Below are 14978 nucleotides of genomic sequence, written 5' to 3'. Positions count from 1 at the left end.
GGATTGAGGCTGTGTCATTGAAATCGAACCCTTTGAGCTGTGATCTATGTTGCGTCTTGCCTTGGCGGCGGAATGTTCAATCCGCGCCTTAAGCGCGTCCGACGAAGCGCGGTGCCCGTTTCTCGAGGAACGCGGTCACGCCCTCGGCGAAATCCGAGGTCCGCCCGGCGTGGCCCTGGAAATCGCGCTCGAGGTCGAGCTGCGTATCGAGCGTGTTGGTCTCGGACGCATCGAGCGCCTGCTTGATCAGCGCCAGGCCATCCGTGGGTTGCGTCGCGAGGTTGGCGGCGAGGGCGTGAGCCTCGGTCAACAGATCCGCATCCTCAACCATCTTCCAGATCATGCCCCATGACTGCGCCTGTTCTGCGGAGACGGGCTCGGCCAGCAGGGTCAAGGCACGCGCCCGGGCAGGTCCGACCAGCCGCGGCAGGAACCAGGTGCCACCGGAATCCGGGACGAGGCCGAGCTTGGCGAAGGCCTGAATGAACCTGGCCGACCGCGCGGCGATCACGATGTCGCAGGCAAAGGCGACGTTGGCGCCGGCGCCGGCGGCCACGCCGTTGACGGCGCACACGACCGGCATCGGGATGCTGCGCAGCTTGCGCACCAGCGGGTTGTAGAATTTTTCAATTCGCACGGAGAGATCCGGCGTCTCGCCCGGCGTGAACACGCCGTCCGAAAGATCCTGCCCGGCGCAGAATCCGCGGCCGGCCCCGGTCAGGATCAGCGCGCGGCAGGATTTGTCCTGCCCGGCGTCCGTCAACGCGGCCAGCAAGGCGGTGTGCAGGTCGGCGCTGAAGGAGTTCAGGCGGTCGGGCCTGTTGAGCGTCAGGACGCGATATCCGTCGCGGATATCGGTCAACACCATATCGCTGACCATGATTACCTCCCGTTGCGGCTTCTGATGACCGAAGGTCGCGTGACCTGCAACCGGATTACTATTGACCGTCCGGTCAGTCAATTATAATTATCCACGCTCCAATGCGGACGGCGTCTTCGGGTTTATCGAGCGAGGACAATTCTATTCCGGTCGCGAATTCGGTCGCGACAAACGCATCAAGATCGAAGGAATTTTTACGGGCGCTGCACCTGGCTGCGTATTTGCGCAGCTCATGCGCGATGCTTGACACTTGACAGATCGAGCCATCGGCGGAACCCGCGAAAGGTTCATGTTTGCAGCCGTGCTGCATGGCGCCCATGGCTCGGCGGTGGGCCGCCACAAATCAGCCGTATACGGACGGCGACCTCCGTGAAGCTCGGCGTCGCCACCGAAGCGGATCTGGCGGTGGACAGTTTTGCCGAGCGCTTGCGCAGCGAGGTGGTCGCCATGCAGGGCGTCTTTGCGCTGCCGACCTTCGTCGGCGCATGGTCGCGCAGCCGGCCCGGCTGACCTCAGGCATTGTCAACGACCGCGTCGATGAACGTCGCGGCCAATTCCCTCAACTGCTTGCGGCTGTATCCGGCGCGCTCCATCACGGCCAGCCCGCGCGTGTACGTCACGATGACGCGCGCCAGCCGGTTCGCATCGGCCGCGCTGCGCTTGCCCGGCGCCGCACTGACAGCCTTGCCGATCAGATGCTCAAGCCGCGTCAGCACGTCCTGCACCCGCTGACGCACATCCGCGCTTGAAATGGCTGCGTCGAGCGCGGTGCGCGTGGTCAGGCAGCCGCGCGGCGGCGAACCGTCGGTCATGTTGACGATGATCATGTCGAAGAAGCGCCTCAGCCCCGCCGCGGCGTCGCCGTGGGACAACGCGTTGCCGGCCGCCTCCAGGAACTGCCCGGTATACTGATCGAAGGCGCGCAGGAAGATCGCTTCCTTGTCGCCATAGGCGTTGTAAAGGCTGCCGCGCTGCACGCCGGTCGCCGCCGCGAGGTCCTGCATGGTCGCGTCGTGCAGGCCCTTGCGCCAGAACACGTCGAGCGCGGTTGCGATCACCTCGTCCTCGTCAAACTGACGCATGCCTACCATTCGGTTTGCTCCAGCAGACCATTGTTGACACAATCGTCAAGATTGACAATCATGTCAAGAATGATGCCCAGGAGGTCCAAATGATCACCGCCGTCACGACGTTCAGATTGCCGAAGCCGGTCACGCGCGAGGAAGCGCGCGGCATCTTCCTGAGCACCGCACCGCTCTATCGCGACGTGCCGGGGCTGTTTAGCAAGACCTATGTGCTGTCCGAGGACGGCATGACGGCCGGCGGCATCTATTTCTGGAACTCGAGGGGCGAGGCGGAAGCGCTGTACACCGCTGCGTGGCGGGCCCGCGCTCGCGAGAAATACGGCGCGGATCCGACGGTCACATATTTCGAGAGCCCCGTCGTGGTCGACAATGTGACCAAGGAGATCAACTCGGACGACGAATAGGATCGCGTCGTCACGTCAGATCCACAATGGTACGGAACTTTCGACCATCGCTTGATGGCGTGTCCGCACGTGACGCGCGTCCGCTTGTGTTCGGCGCGCCCGCAAGGCTACTCTCCCGGCAAGCAAGAAAACTGCAAGGGAGCCGTCACGGTGAACCAATCTCCTTCCTCAGATACGGCGCCTGCGTCGACGCTGCCGCGCCGCAGGCTCGGCCGCACCGGGCTCGATGTCTCCATTCTCGGCTTCGGCACCGCGCCGCTCGGCGATCTCTTCGCGCGGCTCGACGACGCCACCGCGATCGCGGCGGCGGAGCGGGCGTTCGCACTGGGTGTGAACCTGCTCGATTCCTCACCGCTCTATGGGCACGGCCTCGCCGAGCATCGCTGTGGCACCGCGCTGCGCCGCGTGGCGCGTGACGACATCGTCGTCTGCACCAAAGTCGGGCGCTGGATGGACCCGTTCCATGGCCGCGGCGGCGGCTCGAACTTCGTCGGCGGCCAGCCGCATCGGGCGGTGGTCGACTACTCCTATGACGGCACGATGCGCTCGGTCGAGCAGTCGCTGCTGCGGCTCGGCACCGATCATATCGACTTGCTGCTGATCCACGACGTCGACGTCTGGACCCATGGTGCCGATGCGATCGAAGCCAGGTTCCGCGAGGCGATGGAGGGCGCCTATGTCGCGCTCGACAAATTGCGCGCCGAGCGCGTGGTGAGGGGCGTCGGGATCGGCGTCAACGAGGCCGAGATGTGCGTGCGCTTTGCCAGGGCCGGCACGTTCGACACCATGCTGCTCGCCGGCCGTTACTCGCTGCTGGAGCAGCCGGCGCTAGCCGAATTCCTGCCGCTGGCGCGGGCGCAGGGCATCGGCGTGATGCTCGGCGGCGTGTTCAACTCCGGCATTCTGGCGACCGGCGCGGTTGCCGGCGCCAAGTACAATTACAAGGATGCGCCGCCCGACGTGATGCGGAAGGTGGCGGCAATCGAACGCGTCTGCCGTATCAACGGCGTGGCGCTCGCGACCGCGGCGCTGCATTTCGCGCTGGGCCATCCGGCGGTCGCGAGCGTCGTGCTCGGCGCGCAGACGCCGCAGGAGGTCGAGCGCAACGTTGCCGCCTTGTCGTCGTCCGTCCCCGCCGCGCTGTGGCGTGACCTAAAGGCCGAGGGGCTGCTCGATCAGCATGCGCCGGTGCCGGAATGATGCGGATCGATGCCCATCACCATGTATGGACCTTGGCGCGCGCCGATTACGGCTGGCTGACGTCGGAATGCGGGCCGATCTACCGCGACTTCGGCCTGTCGGACCTGATGCCGCATCTCGCCGCGGCCGCCATCGAGGGTACGATCCTGGTGCAGGCGGCGCCGACCGAGGCGGAGACGGCGTTCATGCTCGACGGCGCCAAAGGCGCGGAGTTGGTGCGCGGCGTGGTCGGCTGGATCGACTTCGATGCCGACGATGCCGCGACGCGGGTCGATATGATCGCCGGGCGCGAACTGCTGGTCGGTTTGCGGCCGATGGTGCAGGACATCGCCGACGACGACTGGCTGCTGCGGCCGGAACTGGCGGCGCCGCTCGAGGCCATGGCGCAGTACGGTCTCGTGTTCGACGCACTGGTGCTGCCGCGCCATCTGCCACGGCTCGTTCAGGTGGTCGATCGCCATCCCGACCTGCAATTCGTGCTCGACCATTTCGGCAAGCCGCAACTCGCGACCGGCGACATCTCGGTCTGGAAGAACGACATCGCAAGCTTGGCCGCGCGGTCCAACGTCGTCTGCAAGCTGTCGGGCCTTGCGACTGAGGCCGCGCCGAACTTGCAGGTCGCCGATTTGCGCGAGGCCGTGGATCATGTACTGGCATGTTTCGGGCCGCAGCGGATGCTGTGGGGCAGCGACTGGCCCGTCGTCAATCTTGCCGGCGGCTATGCGCAATGGTTCGCCGCGGCAGAGACCTTGCTTGCTGATTTGTCAAGTGAGGCAAGAGCTGCGATTTTCGGCGGCAATGCGGCGCGGGCCTATTTGTCAAGTCGCGGACGGCCAACATCCCGGAAATAGCGCGCGCAAGGCGCCAAATTTGATCCACAGCGCGCCTTGATGAATCATTCCGGGATGGTCCATAAGCGGCGTCCGCGCCATCGGTGATTTGGCGGCGCAACGGGGTGAGAGAGACAGGCGTGGCAAAGATCCATCATCAAATTGCGCAGGAGCTGGGAGTTCGCGACGAGCAGGTCGAGGCGGCGGTGACGCTGCTCGACGGCGGCGCCACGGTGCCGTTCATCGCGCGATACCGCAAGGAGCTCACCGGCGCGCTCGATGACGCCCAGCTGCGTACGCTGGAAGAGCGGCTGACCTATCTGCGCGAGCTCGAGGAACGCCGCACCGCGGTGCTGAATTCGATTCGCGAGCAAGGCAAGCTCGACGCCGCGCTCGAGGCCCAGATCATGGCCGCCGACAGCAAGGGCCGCCTGGAAGACATCTATCTTCCGTACAAGCCGAAGCGCCGCACCAAGGCCGAGATCGCCAAGGAGGCCGGACTCGAGCCGCTCGCCGATCTCCTCCTGACGCAGCCGCAGAACGATCCGAACGAGGCCGCTGCTCCCTTCGTCAATGCCGATAAGCAGGTCGCCGACGTCGCCGCCGCGCTGGACGGCGCGCGTGCGATTCTGGTTGAGCGCTTCGCCGAGGATGCCGACCTGATCGGCGCGCTGCGCGAGGAGATGTGGTCGAACGGCATCATGGCCTCGACCGTCCGCACCGGCAAGAAGACCGAAGGCGAGAAGTTCAAGGACTATTTCGATTTCTCCGAGCCGCTGCCGAAGCTGCCGTCGCATCGCATCCTGGCGCTGTTCCGCGGCGAGAAGGAAGAGATCCTCGACCTCGCAATCAAGCCGGAGGCGCAGGAGCCTGTGGCGGGTGTGCCCGGCCTCTACGAACTCCGGATCATGAACCGGTTCGCAATCTCCAACCAGGGCCGCAAGGGCGACAAGTGGCTGACGGAGACGGTACGCTGGGCCTGGCGCACCAAGATTCAGATCCATCTCAACATCGACCTGCGGATGCGGCTGTGGACCGCGGCCGAGACCGAGGCGGTGCGCGTGTTCGCGTCAAACTTGCGCGACCTGCTGCTGGCGGCGCCGGCCGGACCGCGCGCCACCATGGGGCTCGACCCCGGCTATCGCACCGGCGTCAAGGTCGCGGTGATCGATGCCACCGGCAAGGTGGTGGCGCATACGGCGATCTTTCCGCACGAGCCGCAACGGCGCTGGGATGAGGCACTGGCCATTCTCGGCAAGCTCGCGATCGAGCATGGCGTCGAGCTGATCGCGATCGGCAACGGCACGGCCTCGCGCGAGACCGACAAGCTCGCCGCCGAGCTCGTGAAGCGGCTGCCCGAGCGCAAGATGACCAAGATCGTGGTCTCCGAAGCCGGCGCGTCGGTCTACTCGGCCTCCGCCTTCGCCTCGAACGAATTGCCCGACCTCGACGTCACCATTCGCGGCGCGGTCTCGATCGCGCGGCGCCTGCAGGATCCGCTGGCCGAGCTGGTCAAGATCGATCCGAAGGCGATCGGCGTCGGCCAGTACCAGCACGATCTCGGCGAGGCCAAGCTGGCGCGCTCGCTCGATGCCGTGGTGGAAGACTGCGTGAACGCGGTCGGCGTCGATGCCAACACCGCCTCGGTGCCGCTGCTCTCGCGGGTGTCGGGCATCGGGCAGGGGCTGGCGCAGAGCATCGTGCAGCACCGCGACGCCAACGGCCCGTTCAAGTCGCGCAAGGCGCTGAAGGAGGTGCCGCGGCTTGGGCCGAAGGCGTTCGAGCAATGCGCCGGCTTCCTGCGCATCAGCAACGGCGAGGACCCGCTCGATTCGTCCGGCGTGCATCCGGAAGCCTATCCCGTCGTGCGCCGCATCCTCGAAGCGACCAAGAGCGACATCAAGGCGCTGATCGGCAACGCCGACGTGATGCGCGGACTGAAGCCGCAATCGTTCGTCGACGACACGTTCGGTCTGCCGACCGTCACCGACATTCTGCGCGAGCTGGAAAAGCCCGGCCGTGACCCGCGTCCGGCGTTCAAGGCGGCGGTGTTCAAGGACGGCGTCGAGGAGGTCAAGGACCTCAAGAAGGGCATGATCCTCGAAGGCACCGTGACCAACGTCGCCGCCTTCGGCGCCTTCGTCGATATCGGCGTGCATCAGGACGGCCTGGTGCATATCTCGGCGATGTCGAGGAATTTCATCAAGGACCCGCGCGAAGTCGTGAAGCCGGGCGACATCGTCAAGGTCAAGGTTCTGGACGTCGAGGTCGCGCGCAAGCGCATCGCGCTGACGCTGCGGCTCGACGACGAGATCGGGCCGAAGAAGGACAACGCTGGCCCGTCGCGCGATTTCTCGCGCGGCTCGGCCAAGATGACGTCGTCGGCTCCGCGCCGGCCGCAGGAGCAGTCTGGCGGCGGCGCGCTCGCCGAGGCGCTGCGCCGCGCGGCCGAGAAGAGCGGGCGCGGCAAGCCGACCTAGGCAGCGCGTTAGGGGCGGCAAGCCGAACTCGCCGTCCCTGCATTTTCCTCTACAGCTTTCCCGCCGCGAATTTGGCCAGCGCATCCGCGACACCCTCGCCGTAGGCCGGATCGGCCTTGCTACAATTCGTAACGTGCCGTTCCTGGATGTGCTTCGACGCCTGGCCGACCTGGCGGGCGGTGTTGTCGAACAGCGCCCGCTTTTGTGCGGCATTCATCTTGCGGAACAGATCGCCCGGCTGCTGCCAGTGGTCGTCGTCCACGCGGTGATCCCAATGTGCCGCCGCGCCGACAATTTCGAGCGGCGGCTCGTTCAGTTGCGGCTGGTCGGTCCATTCGCCGTGGCTGTTCGGCCAGTAGGTCAGCGTGGCGCCCAGATTGCCGTCGGTGCGCATCGCGCCATCGCGGTGATAGCTGTGGAACGGACATTTCGGCGCGTTGACCGGGATCTGGTGGTGGTTGACGCCGAGCCGGTAGCGTTGCGCGTCGCCATAGGAGAACAGGCGGGCCTGCAGCATCTTGTCCGGCGAATAACCGATGCCGGGCACGACATTGGCCGGCGTGAACGCCGCCTGCTCGACCTCGGCGAAGACGTTCTCCGGGTTGCGGTTGAGCTCGAAATACCCGACCTCGATCAGGGGATAATCCGCCTTCGGCCACACCTTGGTCAGATCGAACGGGTTGAACGGGAAGGCCCTTGCCTGCGCGTCCGTCATCACCTGGATGAACAGCGTCCAGCGCGGGAAATCGCCGCGCTCGATGCTGTTGAACAGATCGCGCTGGTGGCTCTCGCGGTCCTTGCCGATCAGTGCCTCGGCCTCGGCGTCGGTCAGGTTCTGCACACCCTGCTCGGTGCGGAAATGGAATTTCACCCAGACGCGCTCGTTGTTCGCGTTGATCATGCTGTAGGTGTGGCTGCCGAAGCCGTGCTGATGCCGGAAGCTTTTCGGGATGCCGCGCTCGCTCATCACGATGGTGACCTGGTGCAGTGCTTCCGGCAACAGCGTCCAGAAATCCCAGTTCATGTCGGGGTCGCGCACGCCGGTGCGCGGATGTCGCTTGATCGCGTGGTTGAGGTCGATGAAGCGCAAGGGATCGCGGAAGAAGAACACCGGGGTGTTGTTGCCCACCACGTCCCAATTGCCTTCATCGGTGTAGAATTTCAGCGCGAAGCCGCGGATGTCGCGCTCGGCGTCCGCCGCGCCGCGCTCGCCGGCAACAGTCGAGAACCGTGCGAACATCGGCGTCTGCTTGCCGATCTCCGCGAAGATGCTGGCCTTGGTGTAGCGCGTGATGTCGTGGGTGACGGTGAAGGTGCCGTGCGCGCCGGCGCCCTTGGCGTGCATTCGACGCTCCGGGATCACTTCGCGGTGAAAATGCGCCAGCTTCTCGATCAGCCACACATCCTGCAAAAGCGCCGGCCCGCGCGGACCCGCCGTCATGATGTTCACATTGTCGGCAACGGGTGCGCCGGAGGCGTGGGTCGGAAACGGTCTCTTGATCTCGTCGCTCATCGAAAACTCCTTGCTGGAAGTCAGCACTCGTCGTCCCGGCGCCGAGGGAAGCCGGGCGAAACACGATTGCATCGCGGATGGATTGCGGCCGGCGCAACGGGGGAGACCCGGCGATCGACAAATTGTGAACCGGGTCTACAATCCCGCCACGACGACGTCGTTTCTTGGATGAGCGCAGGATTAAGAAACCCGGCCGATCGATTCAACGCGCGCCACCCGCTGATTCCAGCCAAATGTCCGTCGATCCCGGCCAACGCAGTCGCGGGCCGTGATCCAGACATTTGCCGCGCGTGCCGGCGCGTTCGCCAATCCTAAATCCGGCGTCAGAATCTGGCGTATTTGTCAGTTGAAGTCGGCCTCACGCTTGCGTCTTCTGGCCATGCTCTGCATGCGGCGACACGAGGTTCGCCGCGGTCCCAATCAGGGAGGATTTCATGACGAACAGGCTCTTCACGCTTCTCACGGCGGCGACGCTCGCTGTCAGCGTTGCGCTTGCACCCGTAGCCTTCGCCAGAGGTGGCGGCGGTGGCGGTGGCGGTGGTGGGCACGGCGGTGGCGGTGGCTTCGGCGGCGGCCATGGCGGCGGTTTTGGTGGCGCCATGGGCGGCGGCATGCACGGTGGCGGCTTTGGTGGCGGAATGCATGGCGGTGGTTTCGGTGGCGGCATGCGCGGTGGAGGCATGGCGTTTGCCGCCATGGGCGGCGGCGGACATTTTGTCGGTGGGCATTTTGGCGGCGCGCGCTTCGCCGGTGCACCGGCGTTCGGCCCGCGATTTGCCGGCGCCGGATTCCACGGCGGTCGCTTCTTCCATCACGGCGGCTTCTTCCACCATCACCGCTTCCATCGCTTCGCATTCTTCGGCGGGCCTTACGTCTATGCCGATTACTATGACGGCTGCTACCGCAGGGTATGGACGGCTTACGGTCTGCAATGGGTCAATGTGTGCGGGGACTATTGGTGATCGCCCAATCAACCGCACCGTTGTCGCGGTCGTCGCCAGGCGTTCCATCCAGCCCCGGAATGGGATAGTCTGGCGGCGACCGTTGCGGGGCGCTCGGAGAGTTTGAGAACTCGGGGAGTTCAGGACAGCTCGGAGAGTTCAAGAACATGACCGGAGCTCACCGCCGCATTCTCGTCGTCGAGGACGATCCGGAAACCGCCGGTCAGCTCGTCGAGGAACTCACCACCAGCGGTTATGACGTGGATCTGGCGGCGAACGGCCGCGAGGCGCTGAGCCAGGGCGCGGCGCGCGACTATGCCGTGATCACGATCGATCGCATGCTGCCCGACATCGACGGCATCACCGTGATGCGCCAGATGCGCGACGACGGCATCGCGGTGCCGTTCCTGATCATCAGTGCGCTCGGCGAGGTCGATGATCGCGTACGTGGCTTGCGCGCCGGCGGCGACGACTATCTGGTCAAGCCGTTTTCCTTTGTCGAACTGCTGGCGCGGCTGGAGGCGCTTGGCCGCCGCAGCGAGACCGTTGCCAAGGAGACCATCCTGCGGGTCGGCGATCTCGCGGTCGATCTGATCGCGCGGACGGCAAGCCGCCGCGGCCGCAAGATTCCGCTGTTGCCGAAGGAATTTCAGCTGCTCGAATATCTCGCGCGCAACGAAGGCCGCGTGGTGTCGCGCGCCATGCTGCTGCAGCACGTGTGGGACCTGCACTTCGATCCTTCCACCAACATCATCGACGTCTATGTCGGCCGGGTGCGCCGCAAGGTCGACGACCAGCAAGCCTATCCGCTGATCCACACGATCCGCGGCATCGGGTACTGCCTCCGTGCTCCTGGCTAAGACCCTCAGATCGTCGACGTTCCGCCTGGCGTTGATCGCCATCGGTACGTTCGGCCTGATCGTGTCCGTGATCTTCGCCTATGTCTACTGGTCGACGCTGTCCTATGTGCGCGACAGGTCCGACCGCGCCATCATGACCGAGCAGGCGAGCCTCGACGATGCCTATGCGCGGTCCGGCCGCGATGGCCTGACCGCGTTGATCGCGCAACGCATCGCAAGCAAGGGCGATCAGGTTTATCTGCTGGTCGGCCCCGGCTCCGTGGTGCTCGCGGGAAATCTCAAGCAATGGCCGCCAGACACCGTTGGAGATGGATGGACGGAATTTCGAACCTCGCTGCCGCAGCTGCCTTCGGCAACCGCGCTCGTGCGCGCCGTGACGAAGACCTTGCCAGGCGGTGATCGGTTGCTGGTCGGCCGCGACATCAGCGATCTCGACGGCTTCATGGCGCAGATCAGGGCCGCGGGGATCGCAGTCGTCGTGCTGATCATCGGCCTTGCGGCCGCCGCCAGCATCGGGGTCACGCGGCGAACGGTCGGCCGGATCGAGTCGATCAATGCGACCAGTCGCGCGATCATGCTCTCCGGCCTCGACCAGCGCATCCCGCTCCACGGCAGTCATGACGAATGGGATCGCGTCGCGGAGAACCTCAATCTGATGCTGGATCGCATCCAGACCCTGATGGGCGACGTCAAGCAGGTCAGCGAGAATATCGCCCACGACCTGCGCACGCCGCTGACCCGGATGCGCGGCCGGCTCGAGAAGGCCTATCACGCCCCGCGCAACGGGGAGGGCGATGCGGCGCTGATCGGCGACACCATCGCCGATCTCGACGCGGTGCTCGGGATGTTCGCGTCGATCACGCGGATTTCCGAGATCGAGACACGGGCCCGCAAGGGCGCGTTCCGCACCGTCAATCTCGTCGAGATCGCAGGCGAGGTGGTCGAACTCTACGATGCCGCCGCCGAAGAGGTCACCACCCATCTCGACCTTGCCAGTGATCCGGCGGTGCTGGTCACCGGTGATCGCGACCTTCTGTTCGACGCCATCGCAAATCTCGTCGACAACGCCATCAAGCATGGCCGTCCGGGCGGACGGGTAACCGTGACCTGCGACAACGACGAGGGCGGCCCGGTGATTTCGGTCGCCGACGACGGCCCCGGCATTCCGACCGAGCAGCACGATCGCGTCTTCAAGCGCTTCTATCGGCTCGAGCAAAGCCGCTATACGCCGGGCAACGGCCTCGGCCTCAGCCTGGTCGCGGCGGTCGCCAGCCTGCACGGCGCAAGGATCGAATTGCGCGACAACGCGCCGGGTTTGTTGTGCAGGCTCGTGTTTCCCGCGGCGGAAACGTAGCGAGTGTTGGCGCTGTCGCGAGAATGCGGATGTATGTCCGCCGGCCGTGCAACAAACCTGGTGTCGTCCCGGGCAAGCGAAGCGCGACCCGGGACCCATAACCACCAATGCGAATTGTTTTTGCGACGCTGGGGCCACAGCTCACTCCTACAATACAACCCTGTGGTTATGGGTCCCTGATTTTGCAGGGACGACGCGTGGCAATATCGGTGGACCCACACACTGCTTCACCTGCATGCGCGGGGATGACACCGCGTGTTTGGACATCTTGAAACGAGAACCATCCACCGCCCGTGTCCTGGCGAAAGCCAGGCCGACGATGCGGTGAGAGCATGTCAAAACCGCCCCGCCATCTCCGCGAGCCGGCGGTGCGCGGCATCCCGCGCCGCGCGGATCGGCTCCGCAGGTCCGGTGGTCGGGCCGATCGGCACGAAGCGGACGTCGCTGACGCCGATGAAGCGCAGCACCTCGCGCAGATAGGGCGTTGCCATGTCGATACGGCCGCGGTCCATGCCGGTGACGAAATCGCTGCCGCTGGCGATGATCACGACCGTCGGTCGGTCCTTGAGCAGCGGAAGATAACCTAACGCAGGATCGAAGCGGAAGGTCAGGCCGGGCTGGATGATGACATCGAGCCACTGCTTGAGCTTGTAGGGGATGGAAAAATTCCACATCGGTGTCGAGATCAGCACGCGGTCGGCCAGCGACAGCCGCAGCGCCAGGCGCTCGGCGACGGCAAAGGCGTCGTGTTGCGAATTGGTGAACGACTTGCCGCCGATCCGGGCGTATTTCGCCTCGAGCAGATAACCCTCGAACTCCGGCAACGGCTCGCGCCAGAGATTCATCGCGTCGATCTCCCAGTCGGGCCGCAACTCGCGGAAGCGATCGAGAAAGACGCGCGCGCCGGCTGCCGATTCCGAATCGGCGCGGGGAGAGCAGGCAACGTGAAGCAGCTTTGGCAATGCGTCCGCCTCTCAGCCGAGCGCCTTGATGACGGTGTCGGCGTTGGTTACGACGGAGACGTTCTGCAGCGCGAAGTTGATCGCCGCGTTGTGCCAGTCGGCATTCATGGTCGAGCAGCAATCCTCCGGCACGATCATGAAATAGCCCTTGTCGGCGCCGGTGCGCGCGGTGTGCTCGACCGACATGTTGGTCCAGGCCCCGGTGTTGATGATCATGTCGCGGCCGGTGGCTTTCAGGATGGTCTCGAGCCGGGTACCTTCCCAGGCGCTCATCCGCATCTTCTCGACCACGAAATCGCCCGGGCGCGGCTCGAGCCCGGAGACCGGCGCCGCGCCCCAGCTGCCGCGCACCATCGCCTTGCTGTCGACCAGCCCCTCGAATAGCGGCGCATTCAGCGTCACGCCGGGCGCGCCCGGCTCGACGACGAACCAGACATGGATGATGGCGACGCCGCGGGCACGGGCGGCCTCGGCGACGCGGCGCACATTCTCGACGACGTGCTGCTGGCGGGCATGCGCTGGCGCGCCGGAAGAGGCGAACGCGCCGCCGTCCATGATGACGTCGTTCTGCATGTCCTGGATGATCATCGCGCAGCGCTGCGGATCGATCTGCATCTCGCCGGCAGTCAGGTTAGGCGCAGATGCGGATGATGCGGCACTCACCGCGCCACGCTTGCCGTTCATATAGGGCTCATGGCGCGGCCCGATCTTGGTCGGGATCGCGTACACCGAATGGGTCGCGGTCAGATAGAGCATGCGGAAATCGGCGCCGCCCCAGGCGAGGTTGGCGACGAGCTCGGGCAGGCGGACCTTGCCGAGTAGGTCGCCGGCGGGCGAATAGACCCAGACGCCGCCAGGCGCGGTAACCCAGACATTGCCGCGCTGGTCGCACTTCATGCCGTCGGGCAGGCCGGGTTCGAGCTCGGAGCGGATGCCGGAGGCGAACACGCGCGGATTGGCGAGCGAGCCATCGGCGCCGACATCGAAGGCGCGGATCAGCGCCTGCACGGTGTCGTTGACATAGAGGATGCGCTCGTCGGGCGAGAAGCACAGTCCGTTCGGCTGCTCGAACAGATAACGATCGACCAGCAGTTTCGGCGCGCCGCCGCCGGGCGGCACGCGATAGACGCCCTGGAAGCCGAGCTGGCGCGGCCGCTCGACGCCATAGACCGGCATCCGGCCGTACCAGGGGTCGGAGAAATAGATCGCGCCCGAGGAATGCACGCAGACGTCGTTCGGGCTGTTGAGTTCCTGGTTCTCGTAATGCGAGGCCAGCACCTCGCGCCGCCCGTCGGGCCGCTCGCGGATCAGCGAGGAGGTCGCATGCTCGCAGACGATCAGATTGAGGTCGGCATCATAGGTCATGCCGTTGCATTTGTTCGACGGACGCTTGACCTCGACCACGCCGCGCCGTGCATCCCAGCGCCGGCGCACGTCACCGGGCATGTCGGAGAACAGCAGGAAATGATCGAGCGGATGCCAGATCGGTCCTTCCGTGAAATCGAAGCCCGTGCCGACCTGACCGACCGGCGCGTAGGGGTCGATCAGGTCTTCGAACTCCGCGCGCAGCGTGACATGCGTCATCGCGTTCGTCCTCGCTGTTACGCCGGAAACCAGCTGCGTTGCGGCAGGCTCTGCACGACGGGCCCGGGCACCTGGTCGTGCAGCCGGCCGACCACCGTGCCGCCTTCGATCTTCGCCGGGCGATCGTGCACCGGCAGCAGATAGCGCGAGCTGGAGAGCAGCTTCTTGATCGCGGCCTTCTCGGCGCGCTTGCTGGTGCCGTGATTGCCGGTGGTGCGCGGCTCGGCGTCCTGGATTTCGTTGAACGGCGTGACGATCTGGTCGTTGAAATCGTAGATCACGTCACCGCAGATCGTCGCGATGCCGTCGGCGGTGTGGACGTGGATGTTCATCGAGCCTTCGGTATGGGCGTTGGCGGCGTCGCAATAGACGCCCGGCATCAGTTCGACCGGGCCGGTGATCTCGAGGTCGAGGAAGCGCAGCGCGCTCTTGGTGTGCAGGCGGTCGATCAGGTGCTTGATGTCGGGCGCTGGATATTGCGGGTGCATCAGGCCGGAGACCGAGTATTCCAGTTCCTTGCGGTTGACGACGACGGTGGTGTTCATCGGGAACAGATCGTCCTTGCCGGCATGATCGATGTGCAGATGGGTGTGGCAGACGAAACGGACGTCACCCATCCGCACGCCGTGGCGGGCGAGCTGGTTCTCGATCATGTTCTCGTGGAACTGGAGACCGCGCATGCCCAGCGTCTCCATGATCTGGTTGGAGCGATAGCCGGTATCGACCAGCACTGGGTAGGGGCCGCCGAGGATCAGGAAGCCGAGCGTCAGCACGCGGCGGGTGCGGCCGCAATTGTGCCCGAGCACGAGGAAGCTCGATTCCAGCTCGATATCGCCATAGTCCAGGATCTTGATCTCCAACGGCATCTTTCTCCCTCCCAATTCG

14 protein-coding genes are annotated in these 14978 nt (G+C 65.2%); 8 read left to right on the top strand and 6 right to left on the bottom strand.

Features of this window, described 5'->3' with window-relative positions:
* Positions 1–88: 88 nt before the first annotated feature.
* A complete protein-coding gene (gene paaG, locus ACVW1C_RS10880; protein WP_456758421.1) occupies positions 89–880 on the bottom strand; it encodes a 2-(1,2-epoxy-1,2-dihydrophenyl)acetyl-CoA isomerase PaaG in 792 nt (263 codons plus the stop codon).
* Positions 881–1249: 369 nt separating this feature from the next.
* On the opposite strand from paaG, the gene ACVW1C_RS10875 reads away from it, so the two are divergent.
* Entirely contained in the window at positions 1250–1390 is a 141-nt protein-coding gene (locus ACVW1C_RS10875; protein ID WP_456758420.1) for a hypothetical protein, read from the top strand.
* A gap of 2 nt (positions 1391–1392) precedes the next feature.
* Here the strand turns inward: ACVW1C_RS10875 and ACVW1C_RS10870 are convergent, their stop codons facing one another.
* Positions 1393–1962 (bottom strand): TetR/AcrR family transcriptional regulator, encoded by a 570-nt coding sequence (locus ACVW1C_RS10870; RefSeq protein ID WP_456758419.1) that lies wholly within the window; start codon positions 1960–1962, stop codon positions 1393–1395.
* An 89-nt stretch (positions 1963–2051) separates the two neighbouring features.
* On the opposite strand from ACVW1C_RS10870, the gene ACVW1C_RS10865 reads away from it, so the two are divergent.
* The 4 genes from ACVW1C_RS10865 (at position 2052) to ACVW1C_RS10850 (ending at position 6879) form a co-directional block, all read left to right on the top strand.
* Positions 2052–2369 carry a monooxygenase gene (locus ACVW1C_RS10865; RefSeq protein WP_456758418.1) on the top strand — a complete coding sequence of 106 codons (318 nt, stop codon included), beginning with the start codon at positions 2052–2054 and terminating at the stop codon, positions 2367–2369.
* A gap of 150 nt (positions 2370–2519) precedes the next feature.
* Positions 2520–3569, top strand: a complete 1050-nt coding sequence (locus tag ACVW1C_RS10860) for an aldo/keto reductase (RefSeq protein WP_456758417.1) — start codon at positions 2520–2522, stop codon at positions 3567–3569.
* Positions 3566–4420, top strand: a complete 855-nt coding sequence (locus ACVW1C_RS10855) for an amidohydrolase family protein (protein WP_456758416.1) — start codon at positions 3566–3568, stop codon at positions 4418–4420. The genes ACVW1C_RS10860 and ACVW1C_RS10855 overlap by 4 nt, the downstream gene beginning before the upstream one ends.
* A gap of 119 nt (positions 4421–4539) precedes the next feature.
* Entirely contained in the window at positions 4540–6879 is a 2340-nt protein-coding gene (locus ACVW1C_RS10850; protein ID WP_456758415.1) for a Tex family protein, read from the top strand.
* 49 nt (positions 6880–6928) lie between these two features.
* Here the strand turns inward: ACVW1C_RS10850 and ACVW1C_RS10845 are convergent, their stop codons facing one another.
* Positions 6929–8392, bottom strand: a complete 1464-nt coding sequence (locus tag ACVW1C_RS10845) for a catalase (protein ID WP_456758414.1) — start codon at positions 8390–8392, stop codon at positions 6929–6931.
* Between the two features lie 434 nt (positions 8393–8826).
* Between ACVW1C_RS10845 and ACVW1C_RS10840 the strand changes: the two genes are divergently transcribed.
* The 3 genes from ACVW1C_RS10840 (at position 8827) to ACVW1C_RS10830 (ending at position 11547) form a co-directional block, all read left to right on the top strand.
* Entirely contained in the window at positions 8827–9354 is a 528-nt protein-coding gene (locus ACVW1C_RS10840; RefSeq protein WP_456758413.1) for a hypothetical protein, read from the top strand.
* Between the two features lie 146 nt (positions 9355–9500).
* The gene (locus ACVW1C_RS10835) at positions 9501–10193 is read left to right on the top strand and encodes a response regulator transcription factor (RefSeq protein WP_021075850.1); all 693 of its coding nucleotides are present in this window, start codon (positions 9501–9503) and stop codon (positions 10191–10193) included.
* Positions 10180–11547, top strand: coding sequence for a sensor histidine kinase (locus tag ACVW1C_RS10830; RefSeq protein ID WP_456758412.1), 1368 nt, complete (start codon positions 10180–10182; stop codon positions 11545–11547). The genes ACVW1C_RS10835 and ACVW1C_RS10830 overlap by 14 nt, the downstream gene beginning before the upstream one ends.
* A gap of 335 nt (positions 11548–11882) precedes the next feature.
* Here ACVW1C_RS10830 and ACVW1C_RS10825 read toward each other — a convergent pair whose 3' ends face one another.
* From ACVW1C_RS10825 to ACVW1C_RS10815, 3 genes are read right to left on the bottom strand one after another with little or no spacing between them, the layout of a single operon-like run.
* Complete coding sequence (locus ACVW1C_RS10825) at positions 11883–12509, bottom strand: FMN-dependent NADH-azoreductase (RefSeq protein ID WP_456758411.1); 627 nt, start codon at positions 12507–12509, stop codon at positions 11883–11885.
* 12 nt (positions 12510–12521) lie between these two features.
* The gene (locus tag ACVW1C_RS10820) at positions 12522–14093 is read right to left on the bottom strand and encodes an isochorismatase family protein (RefSeq protein ID WP_456758410.1); all 1572 of its coding nucleotides are present in this window, start codon (positions 14091–14093) and stop codon (positions 12522–12524) included.
* Between the two features lie 17 nt (positions 14094–14110).
* A complete protein-coding gene (locus tag ACVW1C_RS10815; protein WP_163151617.1) occupies positions 14111–14959 on the bottom strand; it encodes an MBL fold metallo-hydrolase in 849 nt (282 codons plus the stop codon).
* Between the last annotated feature and the right edge of the window lie 19 nt (positions 14960–14978).

This window comes from Bradyrhizobium sp. USDA 4011 (genome assembly GCF_054063415.1).
The sequence above is the reverse complement of the archived record's forward strand: the minus strand, read 5'-3'. Positions and strand labels throughout refer to the sequence as shown.